The sequence below is a fragment of the Arachidicoccus ginsenosidivorans genome (assembly GCF_007971385.1).
Lineage (GTDB): Bacteria > Bacteroidota > Bacteroidia > Chitinophagales > Chitinophagaceae > Arachidicoccus > Arachidicoccus ginsenosidivorans.
On sequence record NZ_CP042434.1, the window covers coordinates 4836738 to 4857511 of the forward strand.

At 39.3% G+C, this 20774-nt stretch carries 16 protein-coding genes; 6 read left to right on the plus strand and 10 right to left on the minus strand.

Annotated features, from left to right (window positions below; all coding sequences use genetic code 11):
• The first annotated feature begins 302 nt into the window (after positions 1-302).
• Positions 303-1646: an alpha-L-fucosidase gene (locus tag FSB73_RS19480; protein WP_146786047.1), complete on the plus strand. Its 1344-nt coding sequence runs from the start codon at positions 303-305 to the stop codon at positions 1644-1646.
• A 444-nt stretch (positions 1647-2090) separates the two neighbouring features.
• Positions 2091-2573, plus strand: a complete 483-nt coding sequence (locus tag FSB73_RS19485; protein ID WP_146786050.1) for a DinB family protein — start codon at positions 2091-2093, stop codon at positions 2571-2573.
• A gap of 219 nt (positions 2574-2792) precedes the next feature.
• On the opposite strand, the gene FSB73_RS19490 is transcribed toward FSB73_RS19485, so the two are convergent.
• Genes FSB73_RS19490 through FSB73_RS19500 form a run of 3 tightly spaced genes read right to left on the minus strand, consistent with a single transcriptional unit; the run spans position 2793 to position 5640 of the window.
• The gene (locus FSB73_RS19490) at positions 2793-4850 is read right to left on the minus strand and encodes a hypothetical protein (protein WP_146786053.1); all 2058 of its coding nucleotides are present in this window, start codon (positions 4848-4850) and stop codon (positions 2793-2795) included.
• A 50-nt stretch (positions 4851-4900) separates the two neighbouring features.
• The gene (locus tag FSB73_RS19495) at positions 4901-5215 is read right to left on the minus strand and encodes a Plug domain-containing protein (protein ID WP_146786056.1); all 315 of its coding nucleotides are present in this window, start codon (positions 5213-5215) and stop codon (positions 4901-4903) included.
• Positions 5212-5640, minus strand: a complete 429-nt coding sequence (locus FSB73_RS19500; protein WP_146786059.1) for a carboxypeptidase-like regulatory domain-containing protein — start codon at positions 5638-5640, stop codon at positions 5212-5214. Before FSB73_RS19500 ends, FSB73_RS19495 begins: the two co-directional genes overlap by 4 nt.
• Before the next feature lie 517 nt (positions 5641-6157).
• Between FSB73_RS19500 and FSB73_RS19505 the strand changes: the two genes are divergently transcribed.
• Positions 6158-7060: a transposase family protein gene (locus FSB73_RS19505; protein ID WP_146786062.1), complete on the plus strand. Its 903-nt coding sequence runs from the start codon at positions 6158-6160 to the stop codon at positions 7058-7060.
• A gap of 542 nt (positions 7061-7602) precedes the next feature.
• Here the strand turns inward: FSB73_RS19505 and FSB73_RS19510 are convergent.
• The 7 genes from FSB73_RS19510 to FSB73_RS19540 all read right to left on the minus strand — a co-directional run bounded on the left by FSB73_RS19510 (position 7603) and on the right by FSB73_RS19540 (position 17181).
• Positions 7603-8091 carry a hypothetical protein gene (locus FSB73_RS19510; RefSeq protein ID WP_146786065.1) on the minus strand — a complete coding sequence of 163 codons (489 nt, stop codon included), beginning with the start codon at positions 8089-8091 and terminating at the stop codon, positions 7603-7605.
• A gap of 198 nt (positions 8092-8289) precedes the next feature.
• On the minus strand, positions 8290-8661 hold the full coding sequence (locus FSB73_RS19515; protein ID WP_158639618.1) for an RNA-guided endonuclease InsQ/TnpB family protein: 372 nt from the start codon (positions 8659-8661) through the stop codon (positions 8290-8292).
• Between the two features lie 7 nt (positions 8662-8668).
• On the minus strand, positions 8669-9343 hold the full coding sequence (locus FSB73_RS19520) for a transposase (RefSeq protein ID WP_158639619.1): 675 nt from the start codon (positions 9341-9343) through the stop codon (positions 8669-8671).
• Between the two features lie 408 nt (positions 9344-9751).
• Positions 9752-10039, minus strand: a complete 288-nt coding sequence (locus tag FSB73_RS19525) for a 6-bladed beta-propeller (RefSeq protein WP_146786075.1) — start codon at positions 10037-10039, stop codon at positions 9752-9754.
• Positions 10040-10054: 15 nt separating this feature from the next.
• Complete coding sequence (locus FSB73_RS19530) at positions 10055-11290, minus strand: 6-bladed beta-propeller (RefSeq protein WP_146786078.1); 1236 nt, start codon at positions 11288-11290, stop codon at positions 10055-10057.
• 1327 nt (positions 11291-12617) lie between these two features.
• A complete protein-coding gene (locus FSB73_RS19535) occupies positions 12618-14114 on the minus strand; it encodes a RagB/SusD family nutrient uptake outer membrane protein (protein ID WP_146786081.1) in 1497 nt (498 codons plus the stop codon).
• Positions 14115-14148: 34 nt separating this feature from the next.
• Positions 14149-17181, minus strand: a complete 3033-nt coding sequence (locus FSB73_RS19540; RefSeq protein ID WP_146786084.1) for a SusC/RagA family TonB-linked outer membrane protein — start codon at positions 17179-17181, stop codon at positions 14149-14151.
• A gap of 628 nt (positions 17182-17809) precedes the next feature.
• Here FSB73_RS19540 and FSB73_RS19545 point away from each other — a divergent pair.
• From FSB73_RS19545 to FSB73_RS19555, 3 genes are all read left to right on the plus strand, one after another.
• Positions 17810-18547, plus strand: a complete 738-nt coding sequence (locus tag FSB73_RS19545; protein WP_146786087.1) for an SDR family oxidoreductase — start codon at positions 17810-17812, stop codon at positions 18545-18547.
• A gap of 24 nt (positions 18548-18571) precedes the next feature.
• Positions 18572-19486 carry a helix-turn-helix domain-containing protein gene (locus FSB73_RS19550; RefSeq protein ID WP_146786090.1) on the plus strand — a complete coding sequence of 305 codons (915 nt, stop codon included), beginning with the start codon at positions 18572-18574 and terminating at the stop codon, positions 19484-19486.
• A 121-nt stretch (positions 19487-19607) separates the two neighbouring features.
• The gene (locus FSB73_RS19555) at positions 19608-20690 is read left to right on the plus strand and encodes a metallophosphoesterase (protein WP_225974193.1); all 1083 of its coding nucleotides are present in this window, start codon (positions 19608-19610) and stop codon (positions 20688-20690) included.
• Positions 20691-20774: the final 84 nt, after the last annotated feature.

The window sequence follows — 20774 nt, forward strand, 5'->3', positions numbered from 1 at the left end:
TCGCTTTTCAAAATACGCAATTTCATAAAAAAAGTTGTAGGGTTTAACATTTGGTTGGAATTCCATGGAAGGTATTTTGGAACCTGGCTGGTTAATATTCGTCAATATTTTTGCATTATTGGCTGCTTTATCATCAAAGCCAACCTGAAACATGGCGTAACTTTAGCCTTGGATCCTAAGAGTAAAAAGGGTTACGAAAAGTACTTTTCATCCTTTAGTTTTCTGTTATCTACTTTTAATCATCGTTATTTTTTTATGTGTCATCGAAACTAAAATTTACCAAACCAATCCATTTTAAAGTCATGAAAAAATTGATCTATTTTTGCCTGCTGGGGCTATTAATGACCGGTCCTGTATTTAGCCAACAAAAGCATTTAAGTAATGAAACCCCGCAACAAAAGACGGAGCGTATGCAGTGGTGGACCGATGCTCGATTCGGGATGTTTATCCATTGGGGGCTTTATTCAGAGGCGGCACGCCACGAGTGGGTTAAAAACCACGAAAGATTGACCAACCAGCAGTACCAGAAATACTTTGACAATTTTGATCCTGATCATTTTAATCCAAAAAAATGGGCAAAAGAAGCCAAGGCTGCCGGCATGAAATACGCCGTACTCACGACTAAACACCATGAAGGTTTTTGCCTCTTTGATTCAAAATACACAGATTATAAGGCGACCAATACACCTGCCCACAGGGATTTGGTCCGTGAGTTTGTCAACGCCTTTAGGGCAGAAGGCATAAAGGTGGGATTCTATTACTCGCTTATCGATTGGCATCATCCGGATTTTACCATAGATGGGTATCATCCACAGCGCATTGATAACGGAGACAGCGCTGCTTATGCCAAAATCAATAAAGGCAGGGATATGGACAAGTACCGCAAATATTTGTTTAATCAGGTTAGAGAACTACTGACAAATTATGGCAAGATCGACATACTCTGGCTAGACTTTTCTTATCCGGGTAAATTTGGAAAAGGTCACAAAGATTGGCACGCCAAGGATCTTTTGAAAATGATTCGCCAATTACAACCTGGGATCATTGTAGATAACCGATTGGATCTCAATGATTATAGCGACGGCTATGACTTTGAGACTCCAGAACAGGTCAATGCCAATACCCTTGTTAAATATAGAGGCAAGACATGGGAAACCTGCCAGACCTTTTCAGGGTCCTGGGGATATTACCGGGATGAGACTTCCTGGAAAACCAATCATCAATTGCTGGATTTGTTGATTTCTTCTGTTACCAATGGTGGTAATCTGATTTTAAATGTCGGTCCCACCGCCAGGGGGGAATTTGATTACCGGGCAGTCAGCCACCTGGACAGTATTGCCTATTGGATGCACGCCAATGACAGAGCTATTTATGGCTGTACTTTTGCACCGGACAGCTATCAGGTACCGGAAGGTACTAAGCTGAGCTACAATCCTAAAACAAAACGATTATATGTCTTCTTATACAAAATACCGGAGGATGGAAAACTTAGACTACCCGGGTATAATGGCAAAATCAGCTATGCCCAACTCTTAAATGATGACTCTGAGCTACAATACAAGACGCAAGGTGAGGATCTGATGCTGGATATGCCTAAGGTCAGACCACCTTATGATATCCCGGTAGTGGAGCTGATGCTGAAATAAGGTTTAAATTACGCTTAGAAAGCGACAGGCATTTGCAAGTTCAGTTAGTAATTTGCCTGCATTCCACGCCTTATTGTAATTAGGAACAGCCGGTGCCTATAAAATCTTGACGCCAAGGTTTTATGGGCACCGGCTGTTTATTTTGTACACTTTCCAAAATGACTTGTTGTTATTGAGTTTTAAATAAAGGTTATTCTATGCGGCAACCCAACTACAAAAGACTGTCAATACGAAAAAAAATTCACTTTAATTATACGCGTCATTGCAAAAGAAATTAAAATTGTTTTAATTTTCTGCACACGAAATACCCAAGGAGAAGAATTTCAATGTATCTTCTGATCAACCTTGGCTAATGTCCGTATCTTTGCCGTACTATAAGGTATGGTCATTGCAGCCTGACTTTTTTTGTACTTCTGTCCATTCGTGAACTTTAAAACAATAACCATGATTGAAGCCGCCACCTGTCTAAAATGCCAGTATGGTCTGATCAAAGAATCAAGAGCGAGGCTATTGAATTACTGTAAGACGATTTCAATGGAAGACTTCCTCAGGGAAAATAGTGCGTTCCCGCTGGGTGGCAGCATTCGCAATTTACTCGTGCATGTGGCCAATACCTATCAGTTTTGGATACTGAAGCGTGCACTCCAGATGGATCTTGATTTTACACAATATACGGCTATAAGGTCGATCCAGGAAGCTGAACGCCTGCTTGGTTCCATAGACACGCAAATCATAAGGTTTATCGATCAATTTGAATCGACGCTGTTTGATAAACTACAATTGGAGGTCAAGGGCAGGGTTAAATATCTTTCGCCATTGGAGCTTTTTACCCATGTGACAACACATGAATTTCATCATAAGGGTCAAATCTTACTGCTGAGCAGACATTTAGGTTATACGCCGGTAGATACCGATGTTGTACAATAAACGGGATGAATAAGTGTTTATATCAGCTATACTGGGTGGTAAGTTTAAGCGAGCGCTGTTTGGATCACTTATAGGATTGTTTTTAGCCATGGCCCCATTTATACATCTTCAATAAAAAGCCGGATTGCTTATATCAAATTTTAGCCTGGAATGGCTCTTGCTAATAGATTAAATCAAAAAGCTTGATACAGCGATATTTGCCGTGGTCCTTTTCGGGGTTTATTTTTTCTTCCCGAATCTTCTGGGGTAAAAAGAGAGGGTGACCATATAATAGTTCTGTAATACCTGAGCCGTGCCCCTGGAGATGACGTTATTGCTCCCATAATTAATGATACTGGTATTTTGATGCAGAAGATCGAGGGCAGAGAATTTAAGCTCCAGGTTATTGCCCTTGAAGAACCGGTAATAAGCCTGTGCGTTCCAGATGGTAAAATTGGTTGCATCTGATCCAGAGGAAGTGGTATGGTTATAAGTAATATTGCTGCCTACAGTTAATCTGCGGGTGCACTTTATGCTCGTGCTCAGCCTTGTTTTTGCGGTCGTGTTTTTAAAAACAAGGTTATTGGCTCCTTGCTGCGCTGAACGGTACATACCGTAGCTTTGCATTAGATTTACGGCTAGGTTGTCTTTCATGTTATAATTGAGCGTGAGGGAATGATTTTCAGAGAACGATTTGGAATAATTGAATACAGCATTAATATAAGAAGGATTGCGGCTGATGTTTATATTGCCATAATAACTTATTTGAATCTGGTGATTTTTAAATTTGAAGGCTTTATTTAAGGTCAGGTTGCCACTCAGGTACTTATAACCGTCTATATTAATGGTATAGTGTGTGCTTCTGCCTAGACTATCTGTTACACTGCTGTCAGCAAAGTTGTGGTCCACTTTGCCAACACCGATACCAAAATTATAATTGAATGGATTTTTTGCCGTAAAACTATTGTGGTTGAATCTAAAATTAAGCGACTGGGTATAGGAAGGTGTTAGATGAAGGTTGCCTTTGTGGATATAATATAGATTGGAACTATCCACCAGAGGTGCTAACTGACTAATATCAGCATAGGCGGCCCCTGTTTCGTAGCGAAGATTATACACATCCATAAAGGCGCCATATTGATAGTTTTGAATATTGATGCCCGCGCTGGGTATAAACTGCTGGTATTTTTGGGTTATGTTTTGAAAATCGTGGGAAGATTCATTCTTTTTGTAATAGAACTGTTGTTGCGCTAATGCTGTAAAAGTAATGCTTTTGCTATAGCGGTTGGCCAGGCTCTTATAAAGCGTTTTGGAAAATTCCAGTCCAGGACGCTCATTTATCTGCGTATAGTTGTTTTTGCCACTCAGATAGGTGTTTGTGGTATATTTTCCAGTAAGCGTGTCCTTATCTCCAATCCAATTGTTTTGATGCTTTGCTGAGACGCCAATTGTATTTTTGAGCCTTATATCTATACTACGCAGTCTCCTGGGTAGGATCGATTTAGAGAGTCCGCCATAATCAAGGGATAGATATTGAGAAATACCGTTTGATTGTGTATTGTATTTTCTGTCAATATATTGATTTTGAGTTGGATCGGTGAGCGATGTGAAGCGTGTCTGTTTAAGGTTGAGGTTATCATTATTATCCAGGGTGAGGCCATAGTCCAGACTCCATTTAGGTGCTAATATGCCTTTTAGGAACTGATCATTATCGTGTTGTACATGTGCGGACAGGTTAGCACCCTGGTTTTCATTATGGGTATTATCCTTGGACGAGTTTGTGCTTCCACTGGCTCCATAGGACGTGGTTAATACGGTATTACTTTGGCTGGTATTATCTGTGACGGCCGTATTTAGACCCAAATTAATATCAAAGGCGTAATTGTCTTTTTTCTTTTCGTACTTGGCCGTGAAGTTTTGCGGCGTAAAGGTGCTTTTTTGTTGACTTATGCTTTGCTGTGTTTGGGTAGAATCTCCGCCTAAAGAAGTAATACGCTTTGTCTCATTTTTTTGTTTGCCTATGCCACTGCGAATAAAATAATTACTGGTCAGGCGGTTGTTTTGGTAATAATCAGGATGTTCAATAAAGTCCTGTTGAAAGGTGAAGCCACCAGCCCGGCTGAGGTTAATGCCGGACATGCTAAAATCAGGCTGATATTCAATACTGGCTCCTACCCCTTTATAGGTACTATTACGCATTAATGTATTTACATCACCAGCCACTTTATTGATATCATTAATGCCGCCTACAATTCCAAGCTGCGTCCGGTTGGTAAAAAAATTAATGTTACCGTCCACCTCATAATGTTTATCCGTGCCGACACCGCCGGCCAGTTTGCCGAAACGCCCTACCTCTTTGCCTTTTTTAGTTGAATATTGACCTCTGTGATGGAATCAAGCGGATTGTCTTTGTTTTTACTTTGCTGATAGACCTGCACTTTTTCCACGGCCTTCTTGGGCAAATTTTGTGTGGCTACCTTAGTGTCTCCGCCAAAAAACGGCTTGCCATTGACCAGTACCCGGCTAACTTCCCGGCCGTGGACCGTGATGGTGCCATCTCCCCAGACCACTACGCCAGGTAATTTACGCAGCAGATCCTCCGCCACCGCATTGGGATCCAAATGGAAAGCATCTGCATTAAATTCAAGGGTATCCCCGTTCATCTGTACAGGGGCACAGATTTTACAACTACATCCTCAAGGCCTGTATTTTCTCCCTCCGCTTCCCGGTCCATATTCAGGTGCTTTAGATCTAGTTTGCTGGTTTTGGCTGTAATAATAAACTTTTGTACCGTATTTTTATAACCTATATAACTGGCGACGATTCTTAAGGGTGTACCTACCGGCAACTGCTTAAAATTAAATTCCCCGAAATTATTACTAAGTTGATAACTGACCAGCGCAGAATCTTTTACCCTATATACCGCCAAAGTAGCGGACTGCATGACGTAATTATGCGAGGAATCGCGCACGATGCCTGTCAGCGCACCTATACAAGTAGAATCCTTTTTGAATTGAGCAGAGTCTGACGAAACTGTCACCACTAGTATACTTAATATAATGATCGTAATACGTATATATTGGCGCATAGGATTTACTGGTTACAGGTTCCGTTTGGGTTTTAACTGGACAATAACGGGATTGCTTTTTCGATTCTCAGTTGAAAAAAAACGTTGCATAGCCGCTGAATAAACAGGATGCTTATCTGCAGCAATTCGGCGGTTAGCTAAAATATATGATTTTATTGGCTTGTAGGTCGGTAAAATAATTTAATTTTACGGCTGTGAGTGCGAAATTTGCACAAGATCCCCCTCTGGGGACCTTCGATTTCTTACTCATATAATTTAAAGTTTTAATTTGAGAGCCGGTTTTTCTAAAAGGGACCGGCTTTCTTGATTTTGGACACAAATATAGATATTTTCATTCTATATACAAAATTAATAGTCAATTATTTAAAAATATTTTATGCTTTTTTGGACATTTCTTATAGAGTAAGGATCGATGGTTCAGAAAAGATCTTGTACCCCACAAGCGCCAAAAGGACAAGCCATTGTAAGTCAATTAAATAGAGTTATTAAGCAGTACATGCCTGACTTAAAAGACCGGATGAATAAGTTATCCGACAAGCGCCGTAGGCGCGATTACAGTGTAGCAGAGCTAGTCACTGGCTGTATAAGTATGTTTCTTTTTAAACAGACCACCCGCAATGGCGCTAATAATGACAGACAAGAAGAGAAGTTCAGGGAGAATTATTATAAACTCTTTAAGCTCCGACTACCCCATATGGATACTGTTGAGCGCTTTTTGCGGCTGCTGGATCCAGAAGAACTAGAAAAGCTCAAAGCAGTTTTGGTATGCCAGATACTAGAGAAGCGAGTACTTCACCGATTCCGTTTTCTAGGCAAATGGTTTACTGTAGCTATTGATGGAACAGGGACCAATAGTTATGATTCAAATGACGGTGAAGGAAGCAGGATTTATAAAACATCTAAGAAAGGGGTCGTTACCTATATGCACCATGTGGTTGAAGCTAAACTGGTAACATCCTCTGGACTAGCCATTTCTTTAGCCAGTGAGTGGGTAAATAATAAGGATAGAAAAGAATTCGAGAAGCAAGACTGTGAGCGCGAGGCTTTTGTGCGTTTAGCCGCTAAGCTCAAAGAGTATTTTCCACGGCTACCCATCTGTATCCTTGCAGATGGACTATATCCTAACAAAACCTTTATGCAGATCTGCAAGGAAAATAATTGGACGTATGTTGTTGTATTTCCTGATGACATCCTTAGCGTATTGCACGAAGATATTTATGATCTTCAAGATAAGCATCGCAGCATGCAAACAGTAGAATTAAAAGCTAAAGGCCAAACAACAATAACCAAAGACTATACATGGCTGGAAGAGCCATTGGAGCATGAAGGGTGTACACTTTATTGGGTGAGTTGTGAACAAGTTACAACTCATAATAGTAAAGAGGGAAAGCCGACCGAAGAAGACGATAAAAAGAAATAAACCGATTTGTATTTATAACCAACATAAAGCCTACAGGGGCAAATGTTCGGGAGATATGTCAGACAGGCAGAAATAGATGGAAAATAGAAAATCAGGGCTACAATAGTCAAAAAAATGGCGGCTATAGTCTGGGGCATAAATTCTCGCGCAACTCATTTAGTAGTTACCGCAATTATTATCAGTGCCTTCAAATAGCGCATATGATTAATTCCTTTGTTGAGCATAGTTCAGATTTTGTTCAATTACTGCAGCAGCATAGTAAACAGACGGTTAAAAATCTGTGGAAAAAGCTCATGGAAACATTGTCTGCTACCACACTAGATGAAAGCCTTTTTGAAATAAAAGGGAGGTACCAAATAAGGCTTAAAAGCAAGTGTTCCCAATGTTAACCAGGGAATGGAGTATAAAAAATATCAACTCACCCCTACATAAAACTGTAGGTCTCTATAAAATATTAAGCGTATGAAATGATGCATTGCGGGTATAACACTTAAGGGATGGTCAAAAACAGCCCTCAGGCGGAGCCATCCCCTAAATAAATATTAAGAATTTAAAGAATTAGCCGCTGAAATGCTGCTTATCTGCTGTTCTGTTTTTTGCTTCAAATAAGGAGTAAGCAGGCAGGCACTGTAAAGATACTGGCTGTCTGCTCCGGTGATTGCATACTGGATCAGGGGCAAATAACCATTTGTGCTGTCTGGTGTTATTTTGCCAAAACTATATAAATTGCCAGAGGAAAGATTGGACAAATAACCGACATCACTATTTCCTATTGGCAAAAAAAAGGCCAATTGATTTCCTGATTTATAAATATTATTTATTCTGGTAATCAAATCTTTATGCAATCGATTATAGTCGTCTAATAGTAAGGAGTTTCTCATCATGACTGTATCCTTATAAACAGCGGAATCAAGGGTCAGATTTGCCGGGTAAACAAATCTATATTTGATGAGCTCCCTATCTTCCATGATGTCCACATTAAAATCGTGACTTCTGGTCCAAATAGAATTAGTAGTGCTGCCATTTTTCAATTGGTACATTTTAGCATAATCTATAAAAGGATCTGATAAGTCATAGGGGATCAGATTTTGAATGACATGTTTGAAGTCTTTTATAATGGTGAAGTGATGGTGGTTACTGCTGTCCCTGGTATCATTTGCAAATATTGCAGTATTGCTGTCTGTAAATGCAAGTCAACATACCCTCACCTAGAAGGCGAGGGCTTGCCACTACTGTCGGATAAATCCGACAACGCGACCATGGGCTGATTGACTGCAGCCTAATTCGGCGATGTTTAATGCTGCATTCTTGTCCGCATGGTCACCGTGACCACAGCTGCAGCACACAAATTCGCTTTGAGTTTTCCGGTTTGCCTTTTCAATATGTCCACATTTATGACATCTTTGGGAAGTATATGCTGGCGGTACCAAAAATACAGGTACTCCGGCCAGCTTAGCCTTATAGATGATAAATTGGCGTAATTGATGAAATGCCCAACCAGAAAACCTGGAACGTTGGCTCTTGCGAACCCTTTGCCGTCTGCGAATACCTGTTAGATCTTCTAACGCTATTGCAGATCCGGTGCGTTTGGCCTCGTCCACTATTCTTTTACTTATTATGTGGTTCTGATTCTTTTAAACCTTTTCTCTTTCCAGAGTTTTTTTTCAATTTTCTTTTTGCTGAACGGGTCTTCTTTTTTTGAAGACCAGTTCTTTTGGCTTGGTTTTTTTTATGTACCTTTTCAGTCTGCTGGCCATCAAATGATTCCCCAGTAGACAAAGTCGCTAACTGATTGATGCCCAAATCAACACCGATCACATTTTCGTGATCTATTAATTCGGGTTCCGGGATATCACAACTGACATTTAAAAAAAAGTGACCGTTACGAAAAAACAAATCTGATTCTCCCTTTTGAAATGCCAACAAATTACGGGCATTATCTCCAACCTCAAATTTCATTACTTGTCTTCCTTCAAGCGTAAGTATGCTTAGGCTATCACTGGAGAGAGCAAAGCTGATCATACGACAGTCAAATGCCACCGCCCCTTTTAATCTGAAGGTTCTTTGGGTATCAATTGGACCGGTAGCCTTTTTGGCTTTAACCTTGTATGCATCTGCAACCTTACCAATAGCCCGGATGGTCATTTGGGATTTAAGTCCAAAATCCTCCCGTATAGCGTAGTAAGTTAGCTTATGCAACCTTATTCTATTAAAACACTGGTTATCAAAAGCCACCGCTGATATTTGGTTGCAGGCAAGGTTCATTGCCGTTAATGTTTCCATTAACAGACCAAATTGCTCCCGATCTGGAACTAACTTTATTTGTGCTACAACTACCATATCTTTGACAAAGATAGATAATTATTTTAGTATACACAAATAATTAGCACAAAAAACTACAATTATTTTTCAAGGCAATTCTTGAGCTTAAGCCTTCCGCCTAAAAGGCGGTGGTTTCAACCCAAGAAAAAAGAAAATGAACTATAACTAAGTGGTTTGAACAACGTAGTGTCCAATTTAACGACTTTATTCAATCCCCCCGCAGGATTAAATTCAGCCAGCTGTATTACGACAGGTCTTTTGGGGTTATCATGATTACAATATGCATAAATCAAATAAATAAGTTCATCAAATGGATTGAGCACAAAGTTATATAGCCCGTAATTGTATTGTTTTGGGTCCGGTGCCTGGTCAATTTTCCCTCAAATTTGCCTTTTTATCGAATATATAAATGGACTTTGTGTCGGAATCATAGAAGGTGAAATAATGCTTACTTACCTGTAAATTGTTAATAGAACCAAAAGTAGATTCCTTGGTGGTTTCTAGCGGTATATAGGTAACACTGTCAAAAATCTCCGATACAGTGGCGCCTCTGGCATAATCCGGATTTATTCTTATTTTTTTTATGGGCTGGGCACCGCTTAAAAGTGAGAAGGCCATAAAAGTTGAAAGTAATATTGATTTTAAAATTAATTTCATATGCGAACTAGACTATTAGAGGTCCTTTTTAGGCTTTAAAAGTACAATGACAGGGTTGCTTTTACGATTTTCAGTTGCAAAATACTGTTGCATTACAGGCGAATAAACCGGATGTTTATCCGCTGCCTGTTCTTTAGCTGAAAACAACGCGAAAGAAGGCATAAAACTGTAAATATAGTTACTGTCTGCTGCGGCAGGGGCTACAGAAACGATGGGCAAATAACCGTTGGTGCTGTCTGGTGTTATTTTTCCAAAATTATATAGATTGCCATTACTTAGATTATAAAAATAACTGCAATCGATGGAGGAATAATATCCCATTATAAAGGTGAAAAATTGTAAGGAGCCGCAGCGGAAAACCTGACTGATGCTGGTCACGAGCTTACTGTGCTTCCTGCCAAACTCATTGGCCGCATTGCCGGGCCGCATCATGGCGGAATCTCTGTAAAAGGAGCTGTCAAGGGATATTTTGGCTGGCAGCAACATTTTGAACGCCTGCAACTGCTCCCCTTTGGAGGTTAGAAAGGTATAATCATAGCCCCTGGTCCAAAATCCCCATCCGTCCTGCGTAGAGGATCTATGGTAAGATTTTCTGGGGTTAATAAAAGGATCGCCTTTGGTCTCTGGCATGATGTATTTTTCTGGCTGTTTAAAATCTTTAACTGTTACAAAATAAGTATGGTGCGGATTTTTATCGGGATTTACGCTATGCAGTGTCGTTGTGGTGTCTATAAAAGTATACATATCGGCATTTAGGCCATTAAAATTTGTCGTATCGAACAGTTGTTGATGATCCAGCTGCCCATCGGGCTTATAAATGGCCAGTTTGGAGATAACTGTTACACTATGCTTATCCCAAATGCTATATACCAAATAAATGTGCTCAGAATATGGGTTTAATACAAAATTAGCCAGTTCCCAGATGTCATTCAAACCGGGTACTTTAGTGATTTTACCAATAAATTTCCCTTTTTTGTCAAAGACAAAAATGCCCTTTGTGCTGTAATCAAAAAATGCAAAATAATGCCTGGAGACCTGCAGGTATTGAATATTGCCAAAGGTTGATTCTTTGGTGGTTTCTAAAGGTATGTAAGTAATACTATCGAAAAGTTGCGAAACGGTGCCACCTCTGGCATAGTCTGGATTGACGCGCAGGGTCTTAACAGTTTGCTGGTCATTAGGTTGGCCTAGGCACATTTGGCTCAAAGCAATTGTCACACCTGTTAAAAGCAATAATATGGATCTTCTCATTGTCTATGGTTTACAATTCATGGCTAGGTTCAGGTCGTTTCCCTTTATTTTCTTAGCTCAGATACAGTAACACCTTAAATGCCAAGGGCACTCATTGGTTACCCACCAAAACATGAATTGGCTATAAATATAAATAAAAACTATCTATTTGGTTGAAAATCACCTCTTTTTTTTTGTGCGGACTGCTTCGGACAATATTAAACTATTTCGAATTGGTATTATACAAATGTTTAATATTAATATTGTTGGTATTTTGATGTGAATGTAATTTTTTTATTGAAGTTTGTTTTTTAGACAGGATTTGCTGTTAGAAATTAAAGCAGTTTTTATCGTGTTTTGGATATTTAGTTTTGGCAAGAAATTCAAAAGATCTTAAAATATCAAAAATTGTATTGGGGGTGTAAATTCCTAAATAAAAAAGTCATAATCCTATGTTTATTCGGCCGGGGTAAATGGCCATACTGTCATGACATTTTAAGCTATTCCATAAATTTTGAAAGATTCTTATTTTAAAACCGACCAATAATTCTTATAACCATAGACCATTTGAACGCACTTATTCTAAGCCAAAATGCAAGTTTGCCAATTACCTTCTTTTATCGGAAGCAGTGGCTTTGGGATGCAATCCAGAGTGGAGCGAAGGCTTTGCCGTAGCGAAACGAAGGATTGCATCCCAAAAGGCCCTAAACATCAATAAATGCTCTATCTGAGATCTCTATAATTGGCAACTAAAGATGAGATAAAGTGGCTCATTATAAAATAGGAATATTTGGCCAGATTTAAATAGGTGAAAAAAATAAGCTGTTAAGATGGCAGAAAAAAGTCCAAAAATGGGTGGCCGAATAAACGTAGGATTTTGGCCCTCATCCGTGCGATTTTACAGTGGGGCTTTTTAAAATTTTTGACTTGATTTTTAAAGGCTATAACCGTTTTCTTTGGCACTGATTTGAGAAATTGAAAAATAAATTCATCTGGATTGCAATTTTTTAACCGCTCTATCATAGCTGGTTGTAGGTCAGTTCTATTATAAGGTAATCCAACTTCTTACGACTTGAACTTAAGGTTTTCATTTTTTCTTATTGTTAAAACATCTTTTAATTCACCACGGAGATGTGTTCCCGCTTTTGAAAAAGGAATCTGCTCCTGCTTTAAAAGTTTTACGAGTTAAGGTCGTGAAACATTTAAAGCAGGAGCAGCCTGTTGTGTACTTAACACTTCCTTTGACTGGTTAATGGCATTTGATTTCCCTTCAGCCATATTGCCTAAAATTTCAACCAAGAAGTATAAAGCTTTCTAATTCTTTTGCTTTCTTTCTTAACCGATTGCGTTATTTTAAGTTCGGGTTCTTCTGTATTTCGTTAAAAGGGATCTGAAAGAGTAGGTCACTTTCTTTGAATGGTTCTAAATGTGTCGGAGCCTTATAGCCGAGTAAATCCACGATTTTATTGTTTACGACATCAAATGTCTTGCGGGTACGTATCATATCGTACCAGGTTTTAAATTCAAAGCTGAGCTCCCAAAAACGCTCCTTATATACCTGGTCAAAACTAATGGAGCTGGGTTGTTTGTAATTAGCAAAGGCACGGTGATGCACCTGGTAATATGCTTTGATCGCTGCAGGATCGGTTGTTTGACCGCCATCAATATGTGTTTTAGCTTCTGCCAGATCCAGTAAAACCTCTGCATAGCGAATAAGCGGCAGGTTTTCTCCGGATTTTCCGGAGGTTTCTGCAGCCTCATCCCAATATTTATAAATATAAGCCTGGGAAAATTTGATTATTTGATTGGGTGCGCCATACTTTGGTAGTTGGGTATAATAGAATTGTTCATTTAGGATCCGTAGATCACCAGGTGCATACGAGTGATAAAAAGCCATATTGGGTGCCAGGCCGCCACCACCGGTGTAATTTATGGATATGGGTTGCTCTGGATAAGGCATCAGTGCGAAATGCATGAGATTATTGGCATTTTGCTGATTGCGCTGCAGCATAAAGATATGCTCCCCGGTATTTTGCAGGGCAGGATCTCTGAGATCTTTATAACTGGAAAATAAGGCGTATTGGCCGCTATTGACTACTTCCAGACATTTATCATACGCTTTTTGATAATAGGTATTCCCTTTTTGTAGTGGATAACCGGCCATTGTCAGGTAAACATGTGCCAATAAGGATTTTACAGCTCCCATCGTTACGTGTCCTGAAACGTCTGTCCAGGGGAGTCCTGCGGCTTCTGCCTTTTCAAGATCGCTGACGATCTGGTCATAAATTTGTTGTTCAGTCGCTTTTGGGGGCTGAATATCTGACAGGTCCGTTGTAGGCGTTGTTTTAAGTGGGATAGGGCCAAATAACCTTACTGCTTGAAAATAGTACCAGGCCCTTAAAAAATAGAGTTCTCCCAAATATTTATTTTTGGCAGAATCGCTGATAATCGTTGAATTAGAAATATGATCGATCGCACTGTTACAGTTCTCCAGCGGATAGAAGGTGGCGTCCCACCAGGTTTCATACCTGCCGTCGGTATTGATGAGGTTTTTAAGATCCAGCCAGGCCTGATCGGCTCCATTTCTGGGACGAATACTGTATCCGGTAATATATTCCAGTGAAAATGCAGCACTCACCCCTACCCCAATGTCTGAAGTAAACATATCATCCAGGCCCAAATATGCACCATTGACGGCCGCCCTGATCTGAGATTCAGTTTTATAATACGCCGATGTAGTGATAAAACCTGTGGGGTTTTCATCCAAAAATTTATTGCAAGAACAAAGCAAAGCGAGGCCGATTAATAGCGTTGTAATGCGAGAATTTATTTTTATTGTTGTCATTTTATTTGCAATTAAAAAGCGTGATGCTTGTTATTTAAAAGGTTAGGTTTAGGTTTAGGGCAATAATTTTAGGTTTGGGATAGCCGTAAACGTCCACACCCTGATTCAGACCACCTCCAAAAGAAGAGATTTCTGGGTCATAGCCCGTATATTTAGTAAATAAAAAGTAGTTTTCTGCCTGAATACCCACACTTAATTTTTGTAATTTCCACTGCTGGAGTAGCTTTTCGGGAAAGGAATAATTTAGGCCAATGTTTCTAATCCGAACAAAAGAACCGTCCTGAATGGTGAAATTATCAATACCCATAGCACTATTTTGCTCAACGGTGGTCCTTAGCGCCCCTAATCTTGTATTTTGATGATCTGGTGTCCATGCGTTGAGGATACTGGTATAAGTATTGACATTGGGATTGTCACCCTCTGTTATAAATCGGCTAAAATCCATGATTTTGTTGCCTTGCATGGTTTGCACGTCTACAAATAGCGAAAATTGTTTATAGCGCAAGGTGCTGGTAAAGTTTGCTTCGTAACGAGGTAGTTTATGACCCAGATAAAGCTGGTCATCAGCATTGATGGCGCCATCGTTATTTCTGTCCAGGTACTTGACATCCCCTGGCTTCCGTCCGTATTTAGCCGCCTCCTGTTGTTCGTTACTTCCCCAGGTGCCAATCCTTGTATATCCATAGAACTCATCTAATGACCGCCCCTCTTCAATTCTTCCTGCCCATTCACTGAGGATATCTCCATGAATATCCAGTACTTTGGAGCGGTTCATGGAGTAGTTTAGAGTGGTGGTCCAATCAAAATTGTCAGAAACAATGTTTTTGGTCGTGATGGCTAGCTCTATGCCCCTGTTACGGATGGATCCGATATTATCCCAGGTGGATTGATAGCCGGTTGTGGCCGGTAGCTGTTTAAGATAGAGTAAATCCGTTGTCTTTTTACTATAATAATCACCTGTAAAACTTATTCTATTGTGTAAAAAAGAGCCGTCAATACCGACATCAAACTGATTTTGTCTTTCCCATTTCAGGTCATTATTACCCAGATTTGTCAATATGACGCCAGCAGCTGCACTTCCATTAAATACAGCCACCTGACTGGACAATTGATTGAGCGTTGCATAATTGCCGATTTCTGAGTTACCTACTACCCCATAACTGACTCTTAATTTTAAATCATTGACCGCATTCAAAGCGGGTTTAAAGAAGGCTTCATTGGACAAACGCCAGGCACCGGAAAGAGAATAAAATGTTCCATATTTATTGTTTTTGCCAAATCTGGAAGAGCCATCTGCACGTAGGGAGCCGCTGATTATATACCGGTTGTCATAGTTATAGGTGGGTCTTAAATAATAAGAATTCAGCTGATACTCTATTTTGGAGGAGTTGGGCTGTTCTAATACCGTACCCGTCTGTAGGCTATTATAGGTAAAATAGTCATCGAAGAAATTCTCGGAACCTGCTTTGGTTGAGGAACTTACATTGTAATACCAACTGGCACCTGCCACCACATTCAACTGGTTTTTGCCAAAATCCGTATTATAGGTGAAATACTCTTCGTTTGTCCATCCAGCATTAGTGCCATTGGTTCTTTGCGCTACCCCGTTTTGGGTCTCGGAAACGCCAAATACAGTTTTACCGGCATAATAATTTTCATAGGGGCCTGCATACTGGCCGCCCCAGCTGGTTGTAAAATCCAGTTTGTTGCTAAAATGCACTGTGGCGATAAAACTGCTTTGAGCGTATATATTTCCCTGAATATCTTTAATGTCGTTTAAGAGTTTGACTGGATTTTCTGAGTTTTCTGCACCGGGGTAATCTCCTTTTCTGGAATAAGTGCCGTCTGCGTAGGTGACGGGCAAAAAGGGCAAAAATTCATAAGTCTCCCGAATAGCATTTAGACCAAGCGTATTGAGTTCCACATTGTTACCTTCATAAGCTCCCCCATTGATATTTGCCTGTAAATGAAGCCAGGGCTTAACGTCCCAGCCAATATTCAAATAACCGTTAATTTGCTTTTGGTAACTGTTAAGCATAATTCCCTGTTGATTTTTGTAAGATACATTGGCCAGTACGCTCATCTTTTGATTTCCACCTGAAAAAGACAGCGAATTATTGGTAGAATAGGCAGATCTTGTTGCTTCTTTTTGCCAGTCCGTATTGTATTTTGGACTGCCATCTGCATTAAAAAGCTCACTTTTTCTGGCAAAATCATTATCAGGATCCAGATTTGGAGGAAGTTTGTCGCTATAGGCATATTGCCGTTTGATCATTTCCAGGGCGCCATTAGCATCCAGTAATTTTAGTTCCCTTTCCAAACTGCTGATACTGCTGGTGTGATTAAAGCTGATCACTGAGCTTCCTTTGGAGCCCTCTTTAGTGGTGATGATAACCACGCCGTTTGCTCCTCTTGCTCCATAAATGGCTGATGCGGCTGCATCTTTTAGTACATCCACTGAGGCGACAATATTGGGATCAATGGTATTTGGGTCTGCTCCAACGATTCCATCAATTACATATAATGGATCATTTGATGCATTAATGGAACCAGTTCCTCTAATTCTGATTGTCGGGCTACCGCCTGGCTTTCCGGAATTCTGAAAAATACTAACTCCCGCAACCTTACCCTGTAAGCCTTGGATGATATTGGTTGTAGAAGATTGTTCTGTTAGTTTTTTGGCATCTACGCTTGCGACGGCGGTTGTCAAATTTTTCTTTTCAACAGATCCGTAACCAATAACAACGACATCGTTTAAATCACCGATATTATTTTTGATAAGGGTAATATTCAATATTGTTTTATCTAAAACAGGCACCCTCTGGGTTGTATAACCCACATAATCTACTACCAGGGTATCGTTGCTAAGTGCTGTGATTATAAATTTTCCACTATCATCCGAGACCACTCCTTGGTTTGTGCGTGTACTTTTAATAGTAGCTCCCACTAGCGGCAAATTGTTCGCATCATGGACGATGCCGGAAATTGATCGCTTGCCTGTTGGTTGTTGTGCCTGGGTTAGCATAGCGAAAGAGCAAAATAGCACCAAGAGAAAAGATTTCATCATTTAATTTTAATAGTGAGCGGATCGAATAGAAAACGATAATCAAAAGAATATTCAATTTGGGAATAAAATATTATTCGTTTGCATGGGTTATAAATAGTACTTCCAATAACTCCCAATGGTAGACACATTATTTTATAATTAACCGCCACTTTTTAAAGCTGATTTTTTGACAGATCTTAATAATTTCCTTTTTAAATAAAAAATGAATTAACTAGCGTAATTTTATCATAATAATGGTGGCGGTATAATAAGGGTTTGTGTTACTTATTGTTGTTGGATAGGTGGTAGTAAAATTAATGTCTGATATTTCCATATTAAATGAAAGCAAATTTTGAGACAAATATTTAATTCTATTGTTTGTTTAAATTAATTATATAAAGGTGATTACAATATGGTATACTTGCCTAATTTACCAATGGACAATGTTAATTTAGGTCAATCCTCAATTTTGTTATAAAATCCCGTATTTAGGTTTATTTGGGCGATTTTTTCGCAGTTACCTTTACATTGTAAAAAATGATGAAGATACATAGTGATCTCTTAAAGGTAGCTCGGCTAATTTTAGGGATTATTGATGTATCTATTCGAAATTTAAATAATTAAGTAAACTAAAGTTAAAATTGTTCTAATGAAAAAGGTATTTATTACAGGTGGCAATAAAAGCATAGGCCTGGAAACTGCAAGACAACTTTTGCAAAAGGGATATTACGTATATTTGGGAAGCAGAAATCTGGAAGCTGGACAGCAAAGCGTTAATGATTTGAAGGCTGAAGGATTGGAAAATGCTGAAGCGATTCAGATTGATGTAACGGATGAAGTGTCTGTACAGGCAGCGCAAGCTACAATTGCCTCCAAAACGGAAGTTTTGGATGTGCTCATCAATAATGCAGGGATAAGCGGAGGTATGCCCCAATCGGCACTGCGGTCAGGTGCTGAGCAGTTTTTGAAGGTTTATCAAACCAATGTATTGGGCGTAGCCAGGGTTACGCAAGCATTAATTGAAATGCTCAAAAAAGCGCCTGAACCACGTATTGTGAATGTCAGCTCCAGCCAGGGATCATTGACCTTGGCAAGTGACCCTACCAATATATATTATCAATACAAGGGCGTGGTATACCAGTCTTCAAAAGCTGCATTGAATATGTATACGATCTGTCTGGCATACGAACTTCGTGACACAAATGTTAAAGTAAATGCTGTGGATCCTAGCTTTACCAAGACAGATTTTAATAACCACCGTGGAACAGGGACCGTACAGGAAGCAGGCCAGAGAGTTGTTAAGTATGCAATTATCGGAGAAGACGGTCCTACCGGAGGATATTTTAGTGAAGAACTAAATCCTGAGACAGGTGTGATTCCTTGGTAAAAAATCGTCCAAAATTGAAAACAAATGAAAGAAAATAGTGATTTTGTTAAAATAAATTCCATCTCGGATGTGCATAAACTGTTAGGGTTGCCCAAACCTTTACACCCCTTGATCAGTTTAATAGATACAACCAAGTTCTCTGTTGATCTTAATAGATTTCCTAAATCACATGTTTTGAACTTTTATAAGATTTCTTATAAAACAAAGCTTAGTGGTAAACTAAAATATGGTCAGGGATATTATGATTTTAATGAAGGTGGTTTATTATTTGCTGCACCAAAACAGATCATTGGTAGTCATGAGGAGGTAATGGATCAAGAAGGCTTTGCCTTATTGATTCATCCAGATTTTCTGTTGGGAGATCCGTTAGCTAAAAAAATTAAACAATATGGTTTTTTCTCCTATAGCGCAAATGAGGCGCTGTATTTATCTGATCAGGAGAAGGATACTATTTTTGCTGTATTTAAAGGCATTGAACTGGAATTGCAAAGCCGCATTGATGATTTTAGTCAAGGCGTGATTTTGGCCCGGATTGCCTTATTATTGACCTACAGTGACCGGTTTTATAAACGACAGTTTATAACTCGAAAGGTCATCAATAGTAATTTGTTGGAACGCCTGGATGATTTATTGGATGATCACTTTAATAATGAAAAGCCACTTAGTGATGGCATCCCGAGTGTGCTGGATCTGGCAAACCAACTCGCAGTATCACCTAGTTATCTCAGTGATATGTTACGTTCCGTTACAGGACAGAACGCACAACAGTTAATTCACCATAAAATAGTGGAAAAAGCCAAGGAAATTTTGTCCACTTCTGAATTGTCGATTGCGCAGGTCGCTTATCAATTGGGGTTTGAATATCCACAGTCTTTTAGCAGACTGTTTAAGGCCAAAACCAACCTTTCACCCCATGAATTTAGAAATTCTTTCAATTAATACTTGCTTTATTTAGACTTATAATCATCCCCAACAACCCATGAAAAAACGCTTTATTGCAATAATCACTCTTTGGATTTTAGTTGACATCTATTTTTTTATGGCTGTTTTAAGGCTAACGATGCATCCACTTATCTATTTAATTTACTGGTTAATTGAAGCTGTGGTTATGGGCGCTTTGGTATATAGTGTGACTAAAGGTAATACCAATCTGTTATCCAGATTAATGGCGCCCATGTTGGTATTATTTGTACCTAAACTCTTTGGGTCTATTATTCTATTATTGGAAGATATTACCAGGTTGTTCAGGGGATTTCCAGTTCGCAGTTATGCAGTCAGTGAAATAGCAGTCTTGGTATCAGCTTTATTGTTTTTGATTTTACTTTACGGGATTACCAGAGGACGGCATCATTATAAGGTGCACAAGGTAATCTTATATTTTTCGGATCTACCTAAGGCCTTTGATGGTTTTCGTATTACACAATTATCAGATATCCATGCTGGAAGCTTTATTGACAAAAAAGGCGTTCAAAAAGGCATTGATCTGGTGAATGCGCAAAAAAGTGATTTGATTTTGTTTACCGGTGATTTGGTGAATAATCAGGCTACCGAAATGGATCCCTGGATTCCCGTATTTAGCCAGTTAAAAGCGCCTTATGGCAAATATTCAATTTTAGGTAATCATGATTATGGAGATTATATGCGGTGGGAGAATGAGGAACTAAAATTGGCTAATTTAAACCGGCTAAAAGAAATACACTGTGAAATAGGATTTCAGTTACTGCTGAATGAATCCAGGAGGATAACAAAACAAGGCGATTCCATTGAACTTATTGGAGTGGAGAACTGGGGCAAGGGTGGATTTCATAAATATGGTGATCTGGACAAAGCAATCGCAAGTGTTCCAAATAATGCATTTAAAATCCTTATGTCGCATGATCCCTCCCATTGGGAGGCTATTATTTTGGATCATCCACAGCCCATTCATTTAACACTATCAGGTCATACCCATGGAATGCAATTTGGATTTGAGGTCTTCGGAATAAAATGGAGTCCTATCAAGTATATGTATAAACAGTGGGCAGGCCTATATGTTCGTAATAACCAATATTTGTATGTGAACCGAGGCTTCGGATTTCTGGGCTTAAAAGGTCGAGTGGGCATTTGGCCTGAAATAACCGTTATTACCTTAAAATGTAAATAGAATGCTTAATCCTTCATCCTGATGGTTGTGCGCCCCAAATGCATTTATCTAATGTTTCAAACTAATTTTATTTATATAATTAAA

What these genes read in the sequence shown, in the direction of transcription:
- FSB73_RS19480 (WP_146786047.1), top strand. Translation starts at nt 303, where the DNA reads ATGAAAAAATTGATCTATTTTTGCCTGCTGGGGCTATTAATGACCGGT.
- FSB73_RS19485 (WP_146786050.1), top strand. Translation starts at nt 2,091, where the DNA reads ATGATTGAAGCCGCCACCTGTCTAAAATGCCAGTATGGTCTGATCAAA.
- FSB73_RS19495 (WP_146786056.1), bottom strand. Translation starts at nt 5,215, where the DNA reads ATGAACGGGGATACCCTTGAATTTAATGCAGATGCTTTCCATTTGGAT.
- FSB73_RS19500 (WP_146786059.1), bottom strand. Translation starts at nt 5,640, where the DNA reads ATGCGCCAATATATACGTATTACGATCATTATATTAAGTATACTAGTG.
- FSB73_RS19505 (WP_146786062.1), top strand. Translation starts at nt 6,158, where the DNA reads ATGAATAAGTTATCCGACAAGCGCCGTAGGCGCGATTACAGTGTAGCA.
- FSB73_RS19520 (WP_158639619.1), bottom strand. Translation starts at nt 9,343, where the DNA reads ATGGAAACATTAACGGCAATGAACCTTGCCTGCAACCAAATATCAGCG.
- FSB73_RS19525 (WP_146786075.1), bottom strand. Translation starts at nt 10,039, where the DNA reads ATGAAATTAATTTTAAAATCAATATTACTTTCAACTTTTATGGCCTTC.
- FSB73_RS19530 (WP_146786078.1), bottom strand. Translation starts at nt 11,290, where the DNA reads ATGAGAAGATCCATATTATTGCTTTTAACAGGTGTGACAATTGCTTTG.
- FSB73_RS19535 (WP_146786081.1), bottom strand. Translation starts at nt 14,114, where the DNA reads ATGACAACAATAAAAATAAATTCTCGCATTACAACGCTATTAATCGGC.
- FSB73_RS19540 (WP_146786084.1), bottom strand. Translation starts at nt 17,181, where the DNA reads ATGATGAAATCTTTTCTCTTGGTGCTATTTTGCTCTTTCGCTATGCTA.
- FSB73_RS19545 (WP_146786087.1), top strand. Translation starts at nt 17,810, where the DNA reads ATGAAAAAGGTATTTATTACAGGTGGCAATAAAAGCATAGGCCTGGAA.
- FSB73_RS19550 (WP_146786090.1), top strand. Translation starts at nt 18,572, where the DNA reads ATGAAAGAAAATAGTGATTTTGTTAAAATAAATTCCATCTCGGATGTG.
- FSB73_RS19555 (WP_225974193.1), top strand. Translation starts at nt 19,608, where the DNA reads ATGCATCCACTTATCTATTTAATTTACTGGTTAATTGAAGCTGTGGTT.